Source organism: Nocardia sp. NPDC006044, assembly GCF_042871115.1.
Taxonomy (GTDB): Bacteria; Actinomycetota; Actinomycetes; order Mycobacteriales; family Mycobacteriaceae; genus Nocardia.
Genome location: NZ_JBIAID010000002.1, coordinates 560,859 through 575,684 on the forward strand (window position 1 = coordinate 560,859; position 14,826 = coordinate 575,684).

The window sequence follows — 14,826 nt, forward strand, 5'->3', positions numbered from 1 at the left end:
TGGGGCCGCCGTCTTCCGGCAGGTACCGCCCCGATTCCGGGTGACCTGGGGCACCCGGCCGGTTCGGCGACCGCCCCGTACCGAGCCGTAGCCCGTCCCACCTGCCCGGATAAGTACGATGTCCGCATGAGTGTCGACAATCGCCGCACGGCGCGGAAGGCGAGCACCGGCGACTCGGCACCCCGGGAGATCCGGCGCAGGCCGAAAAATCGACGGGCCCAGATCGCCGCCGCCTCGGCCGCCGCGTTCGGCGCGCTCGGCTATCACGGCGTCAGCATGGAGGACATCGCCACCGGGCTCGGTATCAGCTCGGCCGCGCTGTACCGCCACTATCCGAGCAAGTACGCGCTGTTCCGGGAGGAATTGCTGCGGGTCGGCCGGGCCATGACCGATGCGGTCGAGCTGCCCGCGGAGGCGGCCGCGTGGTCGCCCGAAGCACGGCTGCGTCATGTGCTGGACGCGCTCATCGCGATAACGATCGAGAACCGGCCGACCGTCACCCTGGTGCGCTGGGAGGGCCGCTACCTCGAATCCGAGGATCTGTCCACGCTGAACGACCAGCAATTCGCCGTGCTGGGCGCGCTCGGCGACCAGCTCGCCGAGCTGCGACCGGAACTGACCGAGGACGACATCCGGGTGCTGCGCATGGCATTGCTGAGCACGATCACCAGCATCGCCGACCATCACGCCACGCTGCCGGCGAAATCCCTTGCCCGGCTGTTGAGTTCGGCCTGCCAGCCGATCATCGGCACCGAACTGCCGGCGGAATGTCCCGCCGAGCCGCCCCGGGTGGTCGAGATCCCGGACTCGTTCAAACACGAACTGCTGCTGCGCAAAGCGGTGGAGCTGTTCCACGAGCGCGGGTACCCCAATGTGAGCGTGGAGGACATCGCCACCGCCGCAGGGCTTTCCGCGGCTTCGGCGGTGTACCGGTTCTACCGTGGCAAGAGTGATCTGCTGGCCGCGGCGTTTCGCCGTGCGGCGGAACGGGTTTCGGCTGCGGTCGGTCCGGCGGTCGCGACGGCGGCTAGCCCGGAGGGCGCCCTGACCACGCTGATCGAGCAGTACGTCGCCGGGTCATTCGCCGAGCGTGCGCTGACCTACGTGTATTTCACCGAGTTCCAGCATGTTCCGGCGGAAGAACGCACGGTACTGCGAAACATCCAGCGGCTCAGCGTCGAGGAGTGGGCGCGGCTGCTGCGCGAGGTGCGGCCGGAGCTTTCGCCCGCCGAGGCGCGCTTCCTCATCCACGCCGCGTTCGCGCTGGTGGTGGATCTGGGTCGCGCGTTCGACAACCAGCCGATGGCGGCGCCCGAGCGGGTGCGCCTGTTGATGCAGGTCGTCCTCTTTGGGCGTCCCGCCGCAGTGTGAGCACCCGGGCAGACAGGCGCTACCGGAGTACCGACCGGTCGTTTATGTTACGCGCTATTCCTTTTTGAGTAATCGCAAGAGTATGAGGTAGCAACCCAAATCATACCTCCAATTGTGACCTAGCATTCAGTTTGGTTCCAAGCGCTCGAGACTCCGTTGCCGAGCGCCCGATTCGGCTACCATCGCGGCATGGGTGCCCAGGAAGGCCGCGCCGCGGACAAGGCGTCCGACGGATCCGCCGCGCGTGTGGTCCGGCGGCGGCCGCGCGATCGGCGGGCGCAGATCGCGGCCGCGTCCGCGGAGGCGTTCGGGTCGCTCGGCTACCACGGCGTGAGCATGGAGGACATCGCGTCCCGGCTCGACATCAGCTCGGCCGCGCTCTACCGCCACTATCCGAGCAAGTACGCGCTGTTCCGCGAGGAGGCCCTGCGGCTCGGCGGACTCAGCGAAGCGGCGGTACGCCTGCCGGACTCGGCGCGCGGCCTGCCTGCCGAGGCACGGCTCGGTCAGGTGATCGATGCGCTGATCGCGTCCTCGATCGCCAACCGGCGCAGTGCCGCGCTGCTGCGCTGGCAGCGCCGCTACCTGGAGGACGACGACGCCGCGATCCTGGATAGCCAACTGGCACAGGTGACCTCGGTGCTCATGGCGCTGCTCGCCGAGACCAGGCCGGAGCTGGACAAGGCGGATCGTGCCGTGCTGTCGGCCGCGATACTCAGCGTGCTCAGCAGCATCGGCGATCACCACGTATCGGTTCCGCTGCGGGCGTTGACCACGCTGCTCGGCACCGCCTGCCGCGCGGTCGCGGGCTACACCCTGCCGCCTTCCGCCGACCACGCCGAACCCCTTGTGGCAACGGAGATTCCGTTGACCTTCAAGCACGAGCTGTTGCTGGCACGGGCGATCGAGTTGTTCCATGAGCGCGGATATCCGAACGTGAGTGTCGAGGACATCGCCATCGCGGCCGGGTTGCCTGCCTCGTCGGCGGTGTACCGCTTCTACCGCAGCAAGGGCGATATCCTCGCGGCCGCGTTCCGCCGTGCCGCGGACCGGGTTTCGGCCGCGATCGGTCCGGCGGTCGCGGCGGCGGACGGCCCGGCGCAGGCGCTGACGACGTTGATCGAGCTGTACGTGGCCGGGTCGTTCGCCGAGCGGGAACTGACCTTCGTCTACTACGCCGAGATCAGCAATGTGCCCGCCGACGACCGGACGGTGCTGCGAAACATCCAGCGGCTCAACGTCGAAGAGTGGGCGAAGCTGCTGGTCGGCGTCCGCCCCGAGCTGTCCGCCGCCGACGCCAGGCTGCTGGTGCACGCGGCGCTGGCCCTGGTCGTCGATCTGGGGCAGCGCTTCGGCTCCGACGACCCGGTGTGCTCGCGGCAGCGGGTGGTTCATCTGATGCGGGTCGTCCTCTTCGGTCCCGACGCCGGGTAGCTACGGCCGCGGCGGCGTGGCCAGCGGCGAGTTCACCTTGTTCACCAGCCAGCGGTCGCCGATCTTTTCCAAGCGCATCACCATGGACAGCTGGCCGGGCGCGGGCTTGCCCTGGGTGCCCATGCTGGTGATGGTCTGGCCGATCACCACGATGGCCTCGGCCGAGCTCTCGTCGCCGGTTTTGATCGCGCACTGCACGTCGTTGACCTTCGACACCACCTCGCCCTGGGTGAGCACCTCGCGCAATTCCTTGCTGGTGCTGTCGAATTGCTTCTTCCAGTCGCCGGTGGCGCCGTCAAGCACGGCGGCGAAGTAGTCGTCCAGCTTCTTCGCGTCGTAGTCGGCCAGGATCGGCGCGTACCGGCAGGCGGCGGCGCGCGCATCCGCGTTCGCGTCGATGGTGGCCTTGTTGCCCTTGTTCTGGAGATAGAAGAAGACGGTCGACGCGATTGCGGCACAGAGGAATACGGCCGTTGCCACCTGTAGTACGAGTCGCCCGGTGTGGCCCGGAACCAGTCGTAGCCGCTTGCGGGAGGTAGGGGCTCGGTCCACATCGGTTGAAACTTGCTCAGCCGCAACACCCTTGGACTCGACCGGCGTCGGTTCCTCGGGTGGTGCGGCGGTGTCGCCATCGTTGTCGTGCATCGGATGTGCTCCTATCTGCCAGGTGCGGGTCGGGACAGCTCGTTGCCGGTGACGCCGGGTGGCGGGCCGGATCCGTTGTCCGGCACGTTCGGCCGGGGCGCGTTCGCCGAACCGCGAACCTGGAGCGCCGGATTGCTGGTGACGCAGTAGTTGTAGAGCCGCACCCTGGTGTCGACGGTCTTCGTCGTCGGCACCACGGGCACGGTGTCGTAGTCGCAGCTCGGGCGCGGCCACGGGTCGACCAGGGTGTGGTAGGCGTTGTCGTGCGCCGGCACGCCGATCGCCTCCGAACCCGTGCGCAGCGCGGGGAACAGCGCCGCGATGGCCGGCGCCCGCAGCTTGGCGGCCTTGGTGATCGCGACGAAGTTGGTGACCAGGTTGGTCATCGGGTCTTCGGTGTCGCGCACGATGCCGCCGAGGGTGGCGAGCTGACCGGGTCCGAGGTCGAGGAACGTGCGCACCTCCTGGTCCGCGGCGGTCAACTGCTGGAACAGGGCGCTCGAACCGGTGGTCAGGGTGGTCAGGTCCGGCTGCGCGTGCGCCGTCGTGTCGGCGATCACCTGGAGGTTCTCGATGAGCCGGCGAGTCTGCGGCAGCAGGTCGGTCAACCCGGCCATGGCCCGGCTGATGCCGGAGATCATGTTGCGCAACCGGTCCGGGCCACCGGCCAGCGCCCGGTCCAGCTCGTCGACGATCACGTTGAGCCGCGCCGGATTCATTCCGCCGATCAGCCCGCTCATGCTGCCGAGCACCGACTGCACCGTCACCGGCGCCGTCGTCCGGGCGCGCTCGACCACCGCGCCGTCGCCGAGAAACGGCCCGCTGTCCACGTCCGGCCGGAAGTCGAGATACTGCTCCCCCGCGGCGGAGAGCCGGCCGACAGCGACCGTGCCGCCCACCGGAATCCGCGCCGACTTGTCGATTTCGGCGATCGCCGCGATGCCGTCGCCGGAGATCCGCACATCGCGCACCCGGCCGACCCGGGTGCCGCGGAACGTGACGTCGTTGTTCGCCGCCAGGCCACCGGAATTCGCGAGTTCCACCCGCACCGTGTACGTGTTCGGCAGCAGATTGATGCGGAGCACGTTGGCGCCGAGATAGGACGCCCCGAGCACGAGCACCACGATCAGGCCGATATTGGCCACCGCGATCCGGTGCCGGACCAGCCATTGCCACAACGGAGGATTCATCGCCCACCGCCCTGCAACCGGCCGATGACCTTCTCGATGACCTGCGCGAGGCTGCCGATAAAGGCTGGTACGTCACCGATTTCGGGCGGCCGGCTGCCCTTCGGGTCGGTCAGCGCGCCGACACTGAGGTAGGACACGGTGGCCGCGACCGCGAGCACCGGGCCGTCGAGACTGGCCGAGATCGACGGGTAGATGGCGTGCAGCCCGTCCAGCGCTCCCGCGAGATCGTCACCCATTTGGGCGAATCCGGACATCAGCCGCTGAATGCTGTCGAACAGGCTGAGGAAGTCCGGGCCGGTGGTATCGGTGAAGTCGCCGAGCGCGGCCATGGTCACCGAGACCTTGGCGATGAGATCGGCGATGGCCCTGTTGTTTTCGGCGACCAGGCCGATCAGTGGCGGGAAGGTGTCTGCCGCCGCACCCAATTCGGCCTTGCGCCTGGCCAATTCGCCGGTGAGCGTATTCAGCCCGGAAAGCACGCCGTCCACGTCGGCCGTGCGCCGGTTGAGTGCGGCGAGCACGTCGGTCATCTCGGTGATCAGATGCGACAGCTCGGGCGCGCGCCCGGCGAACATGGAGTTCATCTCGGCGGTGATCCGCGCCGCCTGGTTGAGACCACCTCCGTTGAGCAGCAACGAGACCGACATCATCAGCTGCTCCACCGACGCACCGGTCGCAGTGTGGTCGGGCGCGATGGTGTCGCCCGGGCGCAGCAGTTCGGCGCTGTCCTGCTTCGCGGGCAGGGTCATCGCGACGAACATGTCGCCGAGCGGGGTGGCCTGGCGCAGTTCGGCGGTGGTGCCGCGGGGCAGCTGGATGTCCTGGCGGATCTGCATTTCCACGTCGGCGAGGAAATCGGTGGTGCTGATCCCGGAGACGGTGCCGATGTCGGTGCCGCCGATCTTGACGTGCGCGTTCGCCGGCAGGTTGAGCGCGTCCTTGAACACCGCGTGCAGCGGGTAGCCGGGTCCGCCGATACCGGGTTTGGGCAACGGGACGTTGTCCACCGTTACCGCGCAACCGGACGTCGCGCCGATGGCCGCGGCCACGGCCACGGTGAACAGCATCGCGCGACGATTCCGCGGGGGGCGGTGGGCCGGTATTCGCGTCCTCATTTGGTCAGTCCGAGCAGTGCGGCGGTCAGGCCGAAGTCCGGACCGAAGTCCTGGATCTTGCCGGTCCGGCAGCCGTCCAGGCGCATCTGCACCCGTTCGCAGAACACCGACAGCGCCTCGCCGTCGAGGACCGACTTGTCCAGTAGCCCGTGCAGTCGCAGCGCGCGGTGTTCGCGGCTGGTCGCGTTGGCGAGGTTCTGGAAGAACAGCGGTGTGACGTCGGCGATTTCGGTGACCGATCGCGCATTGGCCCGCATCTGGCTGGTCAGGGTGGTGAATCTGGTCAGCGCGCCGAGTAACTGCTCACGGTTGGCGCCGACCACGGTGGATGTGTTGGTGACGAAGTCGTTGAGCTGGGTCAGCACCGCCTGTAACCCGGGCGCCTGCTCCCCCATCAGCTGCACCATCTCGGTGAGCCGGCCGCTGAAATCGCGCACCGTCTGGTCGTTCTCGGCGATGATCTGGGTGATCTCGTTGAGTTTCACGATGGTGTTGGAGATCTGGTCGCCGTTGGCCAGGCTCACCTCGAACGCCGAGGACATCGCGTCGAGCGTCTCGCGCAGCTTGTCGCCGTTGCCGTCGAGCAGCGGGAAGAGCACGCGACTGGCCATCGGCCCGGACTCGTTGTCCCCCTTCAGCGCTCGGCCGAGCTGATCGAAGTTGTCCAGGATGCGATCGAGTTCGACCGGGGTGCGGGTGTGTTCGAGCGGGATGTGCGCGCCGTCGGCCAGCACCGGGCCGTTGCCGTCGTAGGCGGGCGCGAGTTCGACGTGCCGGTTGGTGATCAGCTGCGGCGACACCAGTGCGGCGATCGCACCGGCGGGCACCTTGACGTTCTTGTCGATGGACATGGTGACCTCGACATAGCTGCCCCTGGCGGTCACCGTGTCGACCTTGCCCACCGGGACGCCGAGGACCGCGACGTCGTTGCCCGCGTACAGGCCGGCCACATTCTCGAAATCGGCGCTGATCCGCAGGTGTTCACCCAGGTATTCGGCCGGTAGCGTGCTCAGGCTGTCCGGCAGCAACGAGCAACCGGAGGCCACCGCGGCGACCCAGCACAACGCGGCGGTCTTGAGCAAAGTACCTATTTTCATCAGTTGCACCCCTGTACCGCACCGGCGAAACACAGCCAGTTGTCCGGGAAGATCCACGGTGCCCACACGTCGCCGTAGGGGCCGTTGCCGAGCGCGTTGTTGAACTGCCGCAGGGCCACCGGCATGATTTCGTAGAGCGAGTCGAGATTGTCCTTGTTCTTCTCCAGGCCCTCGGACATGGTGTTCAAGCTCTGGATCATCGGGCCGAGCTGATCGTTGTTCTCCAGGCCCATCTGCTGCAGCAGCCGGGACAGCTCGGCGACGTTGTCCAGCAACGACTTCAGCATGTTCTGCCGTTGCGCGACCGCGGTGCCGATGGCCTCGCCGCGGGTCAGCAGCAGCAACACGCTGTTGCGATTGTCGGACACCAGTTGCGACACCTGATCCATGCTCTTCAACAGCACATCGACCTCGTCGCGACGGTCGTTGATCACCTTGGCGAGTGCGCCGACGCTGTTCAGCGCCTCGACGGTGAGCTGCGGCGAGTCACCCATCTGCCGGCTGAGCAGATCCAGCGCCTGACGCAGCTTCGCCGGATCGATGCGTTCGATGCGTTCGAACGAGGACTTGTACACCGGATCCTGGATCACCTTGCCGAGGTTGTACGGCACCGAGGTGTTCGGCAGCGCGATCCGGTTGCCCGGCAACCCTTTTCCATTACCCGGCACCAATTCGACATGCAGCTTGCCGAGAATCGTGGTCATCTTGATCGCCGCGTGCGCGTCCGGCCCGAGTCGCAGATCTCGGCGAACCCGCAGGTCGACAACGACTTTCGCGCCGTCCAGCCGCACCGCGCGCACCGTGCCCACCTCGATGCCCGACACGTCCACCGACGCGCCCGCGCGCAGCCCGGCCGCCTGGGCGAACTCTGCCTGAATCGTCTTGTCCCCCAGTCGAGCCTGCGACAGCGCGCTGGACCCGACCAGCAGCAGCACCACCGAGCCCGCCGCAAGCAGGCCCAGCCACAGCAGCCGGTTCCGCGGCACTCGAACCCGCCCGAACAGGGACCGCGCTCGTGTCATCACCGGCATACCTCCGATTGCGAATTGCCGCCGACCTGCGAGAACAGTCCGGGTGGCAGCAGCACACCCCACAGCGAGACATCCAGGCGGCAGATGTAGGCGTTGCCGTAGGCGCCATAGCTGGTGAACCGGGCGATGCCGTTGAGCAGGCTCGGCAGCTCGACCGCCGCCTGATCCAGCGACGCGCCGTTGAGCAGCAGCAGCGCCACCCCGCTCGTCGCATCATTCTGTGCGCGAGCGATATTCGGTTTCACCTGGCCGATCAGTCGCGCCAGCGAGTCGGTCGAGGTGGCCACCTGAGCGACCGACCCCTTCAGCGATTCGCCTTGTGCGTACAGCGACTCGACCAGCGAACGTGCCTGGGTGATCAGCGTTTCCAGCTCGCCGCTGCGATGCGCCAGCCCGGCGATGACGCTACTCAGATTGCTGATCACGTCGCCGAGAATCCGGTCGCGCTGGCCGAAGGTTCCCGCGAGTTCGGCGGCCTGGGTGATCAACGCGCTGAGCGAGACGTTGTTGCCCTGCAGGGCCTGGATCAAGGTCTCCGACAGCGAGTTGATCTGATCCGGTTGCAGCACGCTGAACAGCGGCTCGAACCCGGACAGCAGCGCGGACACGTCGAAGGAGGGTTCGGTGCGCTCGAGCGGTATCGCCGAACCGGCCGCGACCACCTGACCGTTTCCCGCACCGGGCACCAGCGCGATATAGCGCTGCCCGATCAGGTTCTGGTAGCGCACCAAGGCCTTCGTGGCGGTGGTGAGGTGCTGCCTGCGCTGGATGCGGAACTCGACGCGCGCGCGATAGTCACCGTCGAAGTCGATCGCGTCCACCCGCCCGACCCGCACGCCTGCCATCCGGATGTCGTCACCGACGCGCAGGCCGAGGACATCGGAAAAGGTGGCGGAGTACGAGTCGGTATCGCCGGTGACCGAACGCTGCAGGGTGGACCAGATCGTGTAGGTCAGCACGATCGCGACGACCGCGAACAGGCTGAACCCGATCAGTGCCCTTCTCGATTTCATGATCAGCGACCGCCCTTGTCCGCCGGGGTCACCGAGCCGCCGGCCAGCAGCGGCGACAGCAGCAGATACTGCGCGGCGGTCGGCCTGCCGCCGAGGATCGCCGCTACCGCATCCGGACCACGTAATCCGCTGGGCGCTACCGCGTCCGGTTTCGGATCCCTAGCCGCGGCCGGTGCGGTGAGGCCCGGGATCATCGGAATCCCCGGAATGGCCGGCAGTGTGGGCACCACCGGCGCCGGTCCCGCCGACTCCAGCCACTTCGGCGTCAGCTGTGACGGAAACTCTTGTGGTGGTGCGGTTTCCGGAACCGAGGAGCCGCCACAGCGCGGCCCGGCCATACTGCCGTAATGCGGGCAGTCCGCGGCGGTGTACTGCTGGAACGGGGTGAAGGACACGTCCATCTTCCAGACCATCTGGCGGCTCGGCCCGAAGCCGAATACCGAGCGCAAGTTCTGTAGCGCAACATTGAGGTTGGCCGCCGTCTGCTGCAAGGCCCGCGGGTCCTCGGCCAGGCTGCCGAAGAGTTCGTCGAGGCCGGAGACCACGTCCTTGCCCGCGTCGGGATTGCGGGCGAACAGCGAATTCACCGAGTCGACCGCACCACTCGCGTTGGTCAGCAGCGCGACCAGCCGGTCCCGGCGTTCGGTGAGCGTGCGGGCGGTGGTCACCGACTCCGACAGCACCCCGACCAGATCGGGCGCGGACGCGCTCAATGCCGTCGCGGCCCGGCCGAGATTGCCGAGCAGGTCGCCGATCCCCGGAATGGCATGCATCTGGGTGAGCCAGAGATCCAGGCGTTCGATGGTGGATCCGGGCACACGCACGGACGGATCGAGCGCGTCGGCGAGCGTCGCGAGCACCCGGCCGAGCTTCTCCGGCTGAATGTGGTCGAGCACGTCGCGCAATACGCTGAGCGTGGTCTGCAACTGGACCGTGCCCTCGCTGGTGTCCTCGGGGATTTCCGCACCGGCGCGCAACGTCCGGGTGCTCGGCCCGCTGTCGACGAGTTCGATCGCGGTCACACCGAAGATGTTGTTCGGGATGACCCTGGCCGTGACCGCCGCCGGAATCATCGCCGCGACAGCCGGTTTCAGATCGATCTCGGCGCGCTGACGCTCACCCTTGGCCACCACCTGCACGTCGGCCACCGAACCGACGATCATGCCGCGGAACTTCACGTCGGCGTGTTCGGGCAGTCCGTCACCGGTGCTGGTGAGCAGCGCGACCACGCCCACCTTGTCCTCGAACCGGCCGGTGTAGCGCAGCCCGAGCAGCAACAGCAGCAGCAACAGCACCGTGGTGAGCGCGAGGCCGGCCAGCGAGAGCCGGCGTCCGCTCGGCCCGCGGCCACTGGGATCGATGATCATGCGGGCCCCCTATCCCGAGATCCGGAAGCCGGGGTCGATGCCCCAGATCGCCAGCGTGAGAAACAGATTCGCGAACACCATGACGACGATCACCATCTTGATCGCGCGCCCTGCCGCCTGCCCGACCCCTTCCGGGCCGCCGGTGGCGACGTATCCGTAGTAGCACTGGAGGAAGGTCGAAATCATCACGAACACAACCACTTTGAGAACAGAATAGAAAACATCCGTACCGTTGAGGAATTGGAAGAAATAGTGATCGTAGGTGCCCGCCGAGGTGCCGCCGAGGAACAGCACCGACAGCTTGGTCATCAGGTACGCGACGGCGAGCCCGACGCTGTAGAGCGGGACGATGGTCAGCGTCGCGGCGATCATCCTGGTCGTGATCAGGTACGGAAGCGGCCGGATGGCAATGGATTCCAGCGCGTCGATCTCCTCGGAGATCCGCATCGCACCGAGTTGCGCGGTGAATCGGCAACCGGCCTGGATCGCGAACGCCAGAGTCGCCAGGATCGGGCCGATTTCGCGGGTGGTGGCGAATCCGGAGATGGCGCCGGTCAGCGGGTTCATCGTGAGCAGGTTCAGCGCGGTGTAGGACTCCATGCCCACGGTGATCCCACCGAACCCGCACAGGATGATCACCACGCCGACGGTGCCGCCGCCGACGATCAGTGACCCGTTGCCCCAGCCCACGTCCGCGGTGAGCCGCAGTACCTCTTTGCGATAGTGCCTGAGCGCGAACGGTATCGCCGCGATCGCCGCGACGAAGGTGATGGCCTGGTGACCGAGCCGCTGATTGGCCCGCACCGGTCCGCGGACGGCGCCGCCGACGACCTTGAACGGCTGCAACGCCGGTGGCGTATAGCGCGAGCCCATGTCAGAGCACCTTCGCCGGGAACAGGGTGTTGTACACCTGGGTGATGATGATGTTGGTGGCGAACAGCATCAGCGCCGAATTGACCACCGCCGCGTTCACCGAATTAGCCACGCCGCCGGGCCCGCCCCTGGTGTGCAGGCCGATGTCACAGGCGATGATCGCGGTGAGCGCACCGAAGATCGCGGCCTTCACCAACGCGACGATCAGGTCGTTCGCGACGGCGAACGAGGCGAACGTGCTGATGAACGTGCCCGACGTGCCGCCCTGCGCGTAGACATTGAACAGATAGCCGGTGGCGAAGCCGACGAACACCACGAAACCGCACAGCAGCATGCTCACCAGCACCGCGGCCGCGAGCCGCGGCGCGACCAGTCTGCGGATCGGATCCACGCCCATCACCATCATGGCGTCGATCTCCTCCCTGATCGTGCGCGAACCGAGGTCGGCGCAGATGGCCGAGCCGACCGCACCGGCGATCATCAGCGAGGTGACCAGCGGCGCACCTTGCCGAATGATGCCGAGACCGCTGACCGCGCCGATGAAGGTGGTCGCGCCGACCTGACTCACCAACGCGCCCAGCTGGATCGAGACCACGACCGCCACCGGGATCGCGACGAACACCGTCGGCGCGGCGGAGACGCTGGCCATGAACGCGCACTGCTTGACGAATTCCTGGAACGGGAACCGGCGGGTGAGGATCGCGCGCAGCATCTCCAGCACAGCGTCGCGGCCCAGCTTCACCTGCCTGCCCAGCGTCTCCAGCGACCGCTGCGGATGCCGCTGCCACAGGCCCCTGAGGTCGTCGACGGCCCGCTCCAGGTCGGTCCGCTGCGGTGGTCGTTCTGTTGTGGTCACTCGTTACCGCCTCTCCGGGTCACGCGGCGCCGCTCAATTGCCGCTCGAGCAGCACGAGGAGATAGCCGACGACGGCCACGCCGGCCACCACGGTGCTCAGCACGGCCAGCCACAGGCCGAAGCGCAGCACCGGGTTGACCCGCGTGCGTCCACCCAGGACCTTGACGCCGATCACCACGATGTCTATGAGCCAGACCACGATCATCATCAGGTCATGCACACATTCGCGAAGGTGAGCACGGGCCAGCAGACGATCGACCCCAGGAACGAGACCACCACGTCGATGCCGTGCATGCCGCGTAGGTGGCTGGTGTGCGTGAGTGTCCAGATGACACCGATCAGCCCGTACGGGATGCCGAGAATGATCAGCGTCCCGAGGAACTCCGAGACCTTCATCTCGTAGCTGAATATCCGATCCAGCCGCTTGAGCATGCGCGTCCTTTCGCGTGCCGGTCGCACCGACCGGACGCCCACGGCAGGCCCCGAACCGGGATCCGCCGTTGGATCCTTCCCGGACACCTCACGGTCCGGCATGGGCCAGTATGTTACGCACGATTCCGCACATTGCGGAACCCTTTCGCGTACATTCGCAGCCAGAAAGCCAGGAATATTCGCATGCTGAACCGCCCGTTGACGCGGAGGTTCCGCCGGACTTAAGTTATCAATAGTTCACAGTTTGTTCACGCCCAGCGGAGTCGATTCCGGACCCGAAAGGACTCCCCTATGACCGCCGCCGCTCGCCCCTCGCCACCGGCCGTCCCGCTGTCCAAGGACCAGACCCGGATCCACATCGGCACCGCGCACCGCCCGATCACCAAACGCGCGATCAAGCTGACCGACGCGCTGGACTTCTGGTCCTTCGCGGGCGCGGCGGCCAATGTCGCGATGCAGATGGCCCGGCCCGGCGTCGGCTACGGCGTCGCGGAAAGCAAGGTCGAGTCCGGATCCCTGATGCGGCATCCGTGGAAGCGCGCCCGCACCACGACGCAGTACCTGGCCGTCGCCATTCTCGGCACCGACGAGGAGCGCCTCGCCTATCGCGAGGCGGTGAATGTCGCACACCGGCAGGTACATTCGGCGCCGGGCGCACCGGTGAGGTACAACGCGTTCGACCGAGATCTCCAGTTGTGGGTCGCCGCTTGCCTGTACATCGGCTTCGAGGACACCTACCAACTGCTGCAAGGCCGGATGAGCGACGAGCAGGCCGAGGCGTTCTACGTGTCGTCCTCGACCCTGGGCACCACCTTGCAGGTGACCGAGGAGATGTGGCCCGCCACCCGGGCGGAATTCGATCGATATTGGAACGATGCCTGCGCGCAGGTCTCGATCGACGAGTTCGTCGGCGGCTACCTCGACGATCTGCTGAACCTGCGGATGATCCACTGGTATCTGCGGCTGCCGTTCCGAAACCTGTTGAAGTTCCTCACGATCGGGTTTCTCGCGCCGGTATTCCGCGAGCAGCTGCGGGTCGAATGGACCGCCGCCGATCAGCGGCGCTTCGAGCACCTGTTCCTGTTCGTCGCCTTCGTGAACCGGTTCATCCCGCGCTTCCTGCGGCACTGCGGAACCCACAGCTTGATGGCGGATGTCCGACGCCGAATTCGCAAGCAGCAGAACCTCGTCTGAGCGGCATGACACCGCCGTCCGGACGCTGGGCGCCCGGACGGCGGAGACCCCTCGAGGAAAGCCCTACGGGCACAGTGCGTGGCTGAGCATGCCGATCAGGTCGGGCATCGTATCCACCGATTCGGTGAACGTGTAGGTGACCGCGCGCCCCTCCGGCGTCGCGCCGGCGATCGCGTTGTAACCGTAGATACCACCGGAATGCCCGAAATATTCTGCGCCGCAAGACAATGTGGTGTGACCGAGACCCAGCCCGTAGTACATTTTCATGCCCTCGTCCATCAGCACACCGTCGCGCATCTCGCGCAGCTCGGCGTCGGGGACCACCCGGCCGGCGAGCAATGCCGAGTAGAAGCGGTTCAGGTCCGAGCCGGTGGTGACCAGCGCACCGGCCGCCCAGGGCACCGACGGCTCGATCCGCGTCACGTCGGTGAGCGAACCATTCACCACCGCATAGCCTTTCGGATGCGGCCCGCGGATATCCCGATCGCCCGGTGCGGGTAGGTATGTGTCGGCCAGCCGCTGCGGTCGCAGAATGCGCCGGTTCAGCTCATCGGCATATGGTGCGCCAGTGACCTTTTCGACGAGCATGGCCGCGACGTAGTAGTTGGTGTTGCGGTATTCGAAGCGCGCGCCCGGGGCGAAGTCGGCGGGCTGGAGCAGCCCGATGGCCATCACCTCGGCCGGCGTCATGATCCGGTTCTCCAGCGCCGCCTGATACTCGTCGATCCGTGGATCCTTGGTGATCTCCGGCAATCCGCTCTGATGCCGCAGGATCTGCCGCACGGAGATAGCCCGCCCGTCGATCCCCGCGCCCCGCAGCAGGCCGGGCAGGTAGGTCTCGACCGGCTCGTCCAGCCGCACCTTGCCCTCCGCGACGAGCTGCAAGACGATCGCGCTGGTGAAGGTCTTCGAGATGCTGCCGACCCGGACGCGCTGCGGCGGATCGGTGGGAATCTTCGCGCCGGTGGCGATATCGGCGACCCCACTGGTGAGCACGACGGTCTTGCCGTTGTCGGTGACGGTGGCGATCGCCCCGGTGACCCCGGTCGCCACGACGGCGTCGATATCGGCCTGCACGGCGCGAATCCGGTTGTCCGGCATGCCGGAAGGGGCGTTCGACTCCCGGCTCGACGTGCACCCCGCGAGCAGGGCGACCGCGCAGACGGCGACGATGATCGGGGCGAATCGCATAGCCGAAACGCTATTGA

General features: G+C 67.0%; 15 protein-coding genes. 3 read left to right on the forward strand and 12 right to left on the reverse strand.

Going from position 1 to position 14,826, the window contains the following annotated elements:
* Positions 1–126: 126 nt before the first annotated feature.
* Complete coding sequence (locus ACFYO1_RS20110; RefSeq protein WP_387232943.1) at positions 127–1,371, forward strand: TetR/AcrR family transcriptional regulator; 1,245 nt, start codon at positions 127–129, stop codon at positions 1,369–1,371.
* Positions 1,372–1,560: 189 nt separating this feature from the next.
* On the forward strand, positions 1,561–2,805 hold the full coding sequence (locus ACFYO1_RS20115) for a TetR/AcrR family transcriptional regulator (RefSeq protein ID WP_387232946.1): 1,245 nt from the start codon (positions 1,561–1,563) through the stop codon (positions 2,803–2,805).
* On the opposite strand, the gene ACFYO1_RS20120 is transcribed toward ACFYO1_RS20115, so the two are convergent.
* The 11 genes from ACFYO1_RS20120 to ACFYO1_RS20170 are packed head-to-tail and all read right to left on the reverse strand — an operon-like array spanning position 2,806 to position 12,424.
* Positions 2,806–3,450 carry a hypothetical protein gene (locus ACFYO1_RS20120; protein WP_387232949.1) on the reverse strand — a complete coding sequence of 215 codons (645 nt, stop codon included), beginning with the start codon at positions 3,448–3,450 and terminating at the stop codon, positions 2,806–2,808. It abuts the gene before it with no gap.
* An 11-nt stretch (positions 3,451–3,461) separates the two neighbouring features.
* Positions 3,462–4,640 (reverse strand): MCE family protein, encoded by a 1,179-nt coding sequence (locus ACFYO1_RS20125; protein ID WP_387232952.1) that lies wholly within the window; start codon positions 4,638–4,640, stop codon positions 3,462–3,464.
* Complete coding sequence (locus ACFYO1_RS20130) at positions 4,637–5,707, reverse strand: MCE family protein (protein WP_387232955.1); 1,071 nt, start codon at positions 5,705–5,707, stop codon at positions 4,637–4,639. The genes ACFYO1_RS20125 and ACFYO1_RS20130 overlap by 4 nt, the downstream gene beginning before the upstream one ends.
* A 44-nt stretch (positions 5,708–5,751) precedes the next feature.
* Positions 5,752–6,852: an MCE family protein gene (locus ACFYO1_RS20135; protein ID WP_387232958.1), complete on the reverse strand. Its 1,101-nt coding sequence runs from the start codon at positions 6,850–6,852 to the stop codon at positions 5,752–5,754.
* Positions 6,852–7,874 carry an MCE family protein gene (locus ACFYO1_RS20140; protein WP_387232961.1) on the reverse strand — a complete coding sequence of 341 codons (1,023 nt, stop codon included), beginning with the start codon at positions 7,872–7,874 and terminating at the stop codon, positions 6,852–6,854. Before ACFYO1_RS20140 ends, ACFYO1_RS20135 begins: the two co-directional genes overlap by 1 nt.
* The gene (locus ACFYO1_RS20145; RefSeq protein ID WP_387232964.1) at positions 7,874–8,896 is read right to left on the reverse strand and encodes an MlaD family protein; all 1,023 of its coding nucleotides are present in this window, start codon (positions 8,894–8,896) and stop codon (positions 7,874–7,876) included. The genes ACFYO1_RS20140 and ACFYO1_RS20145 overlap by 1 nt, the downstream gene beginning before the upstream one ends.
* A 2-nt stretch (positions 8,897–8,898) precedes the next feature.
* On the reverse strand, positions 8,899–10,263 hold the full coding sequence (locus ACFYO1_RS20150; RefSeq protein ID WP_387232967.1) for an MlaD family protein: 1,365 nt from the start codon (positions 10,261–10,263) through the stop codon (positions 8,899–8,901).
* A gap of 9 nt (positions 10,264–10,272) precedes the next feature.
* A complete protein-coding gene (locus ACFYO1_RS20155; protein WP_387232970.1) occupies positions 10,273–11,136 on the reverse strand; it encodes an ABC transporter permease in 864 nt (287 codons plus the stop codon).
* A 1-nt stretch (position 11,137) separates the two neighbouring features.
* Entirely contained in the window at positions 11,138–11,992 is an 855-nt protein-coding gene (locus ACFYO1_RS20160; protein ID WP_387232973.1) for an MlaE family ABC transporter permease, read from the reverse strand.
* 19 nt (positions 11,993–12,011) lie between these two features.
* The gene (locus ACFYO1_RS20165) at positions 12,012–12,200 is read right to left on the reverse strand and encodes a hypothetical protein (RefSeq protein WP_387232976.1); all 189 of its coding nucleotides are present in this window, start codon (positions 12,198–12,200) and stop codon (positions 12,012–12,014) included.
* Positions 12,200–12,424: a hypothetical protein gene (locus tag ACFYO1_RS20170; protein WP_387232979.1), complete on the reverse strand. Its 225-nt coding sequence runs from the start codon at positions 12,422–12,424 to the stop codon at positions 12,200–12,202. The genes ACFYO1_RS20165 and ACFYO1_RS20170 overlap by 1 nt, the downstream gene beginning before the upstream one ends.
* Positions 12,425–12,715: 291 nt before the next feature.
* Here ACFYO1_RS20170 and ACFYO1_RS20175 point away from each other — a divergent pair, with 291 nt between their 5' ends.
* Entirely contained in the window at positions 12,716–13,618 is a 903-nt protein-coding gene (locus tag ACFYO1_RS20175) for an oxygenase MpaB family protein (protein WP_387232981.1), read from the forward strand.
* A 63-nt stretch (positions 13,619–13,681) separates the two neighbouring features.
* On the opposite strand, the gene ACFYO1_RS20180 is transcribed toward ACFYO1_RS20175, so the two are convergent.
* Positions 13,682–14,809: a serine hydrolase domain-containing protein gene (locus ACFYO1_RS20180; RefSeq protein WP_387232984.1), complete on the reverse strand. Its 1,128-nt coding sequence runs from the start codon at positions 14,807–14,809 to the stop codon at positions 13,682–13,684.
* Between the last annotated feature and the right edge of the window lie 17 nt (positions 14,810–14,826).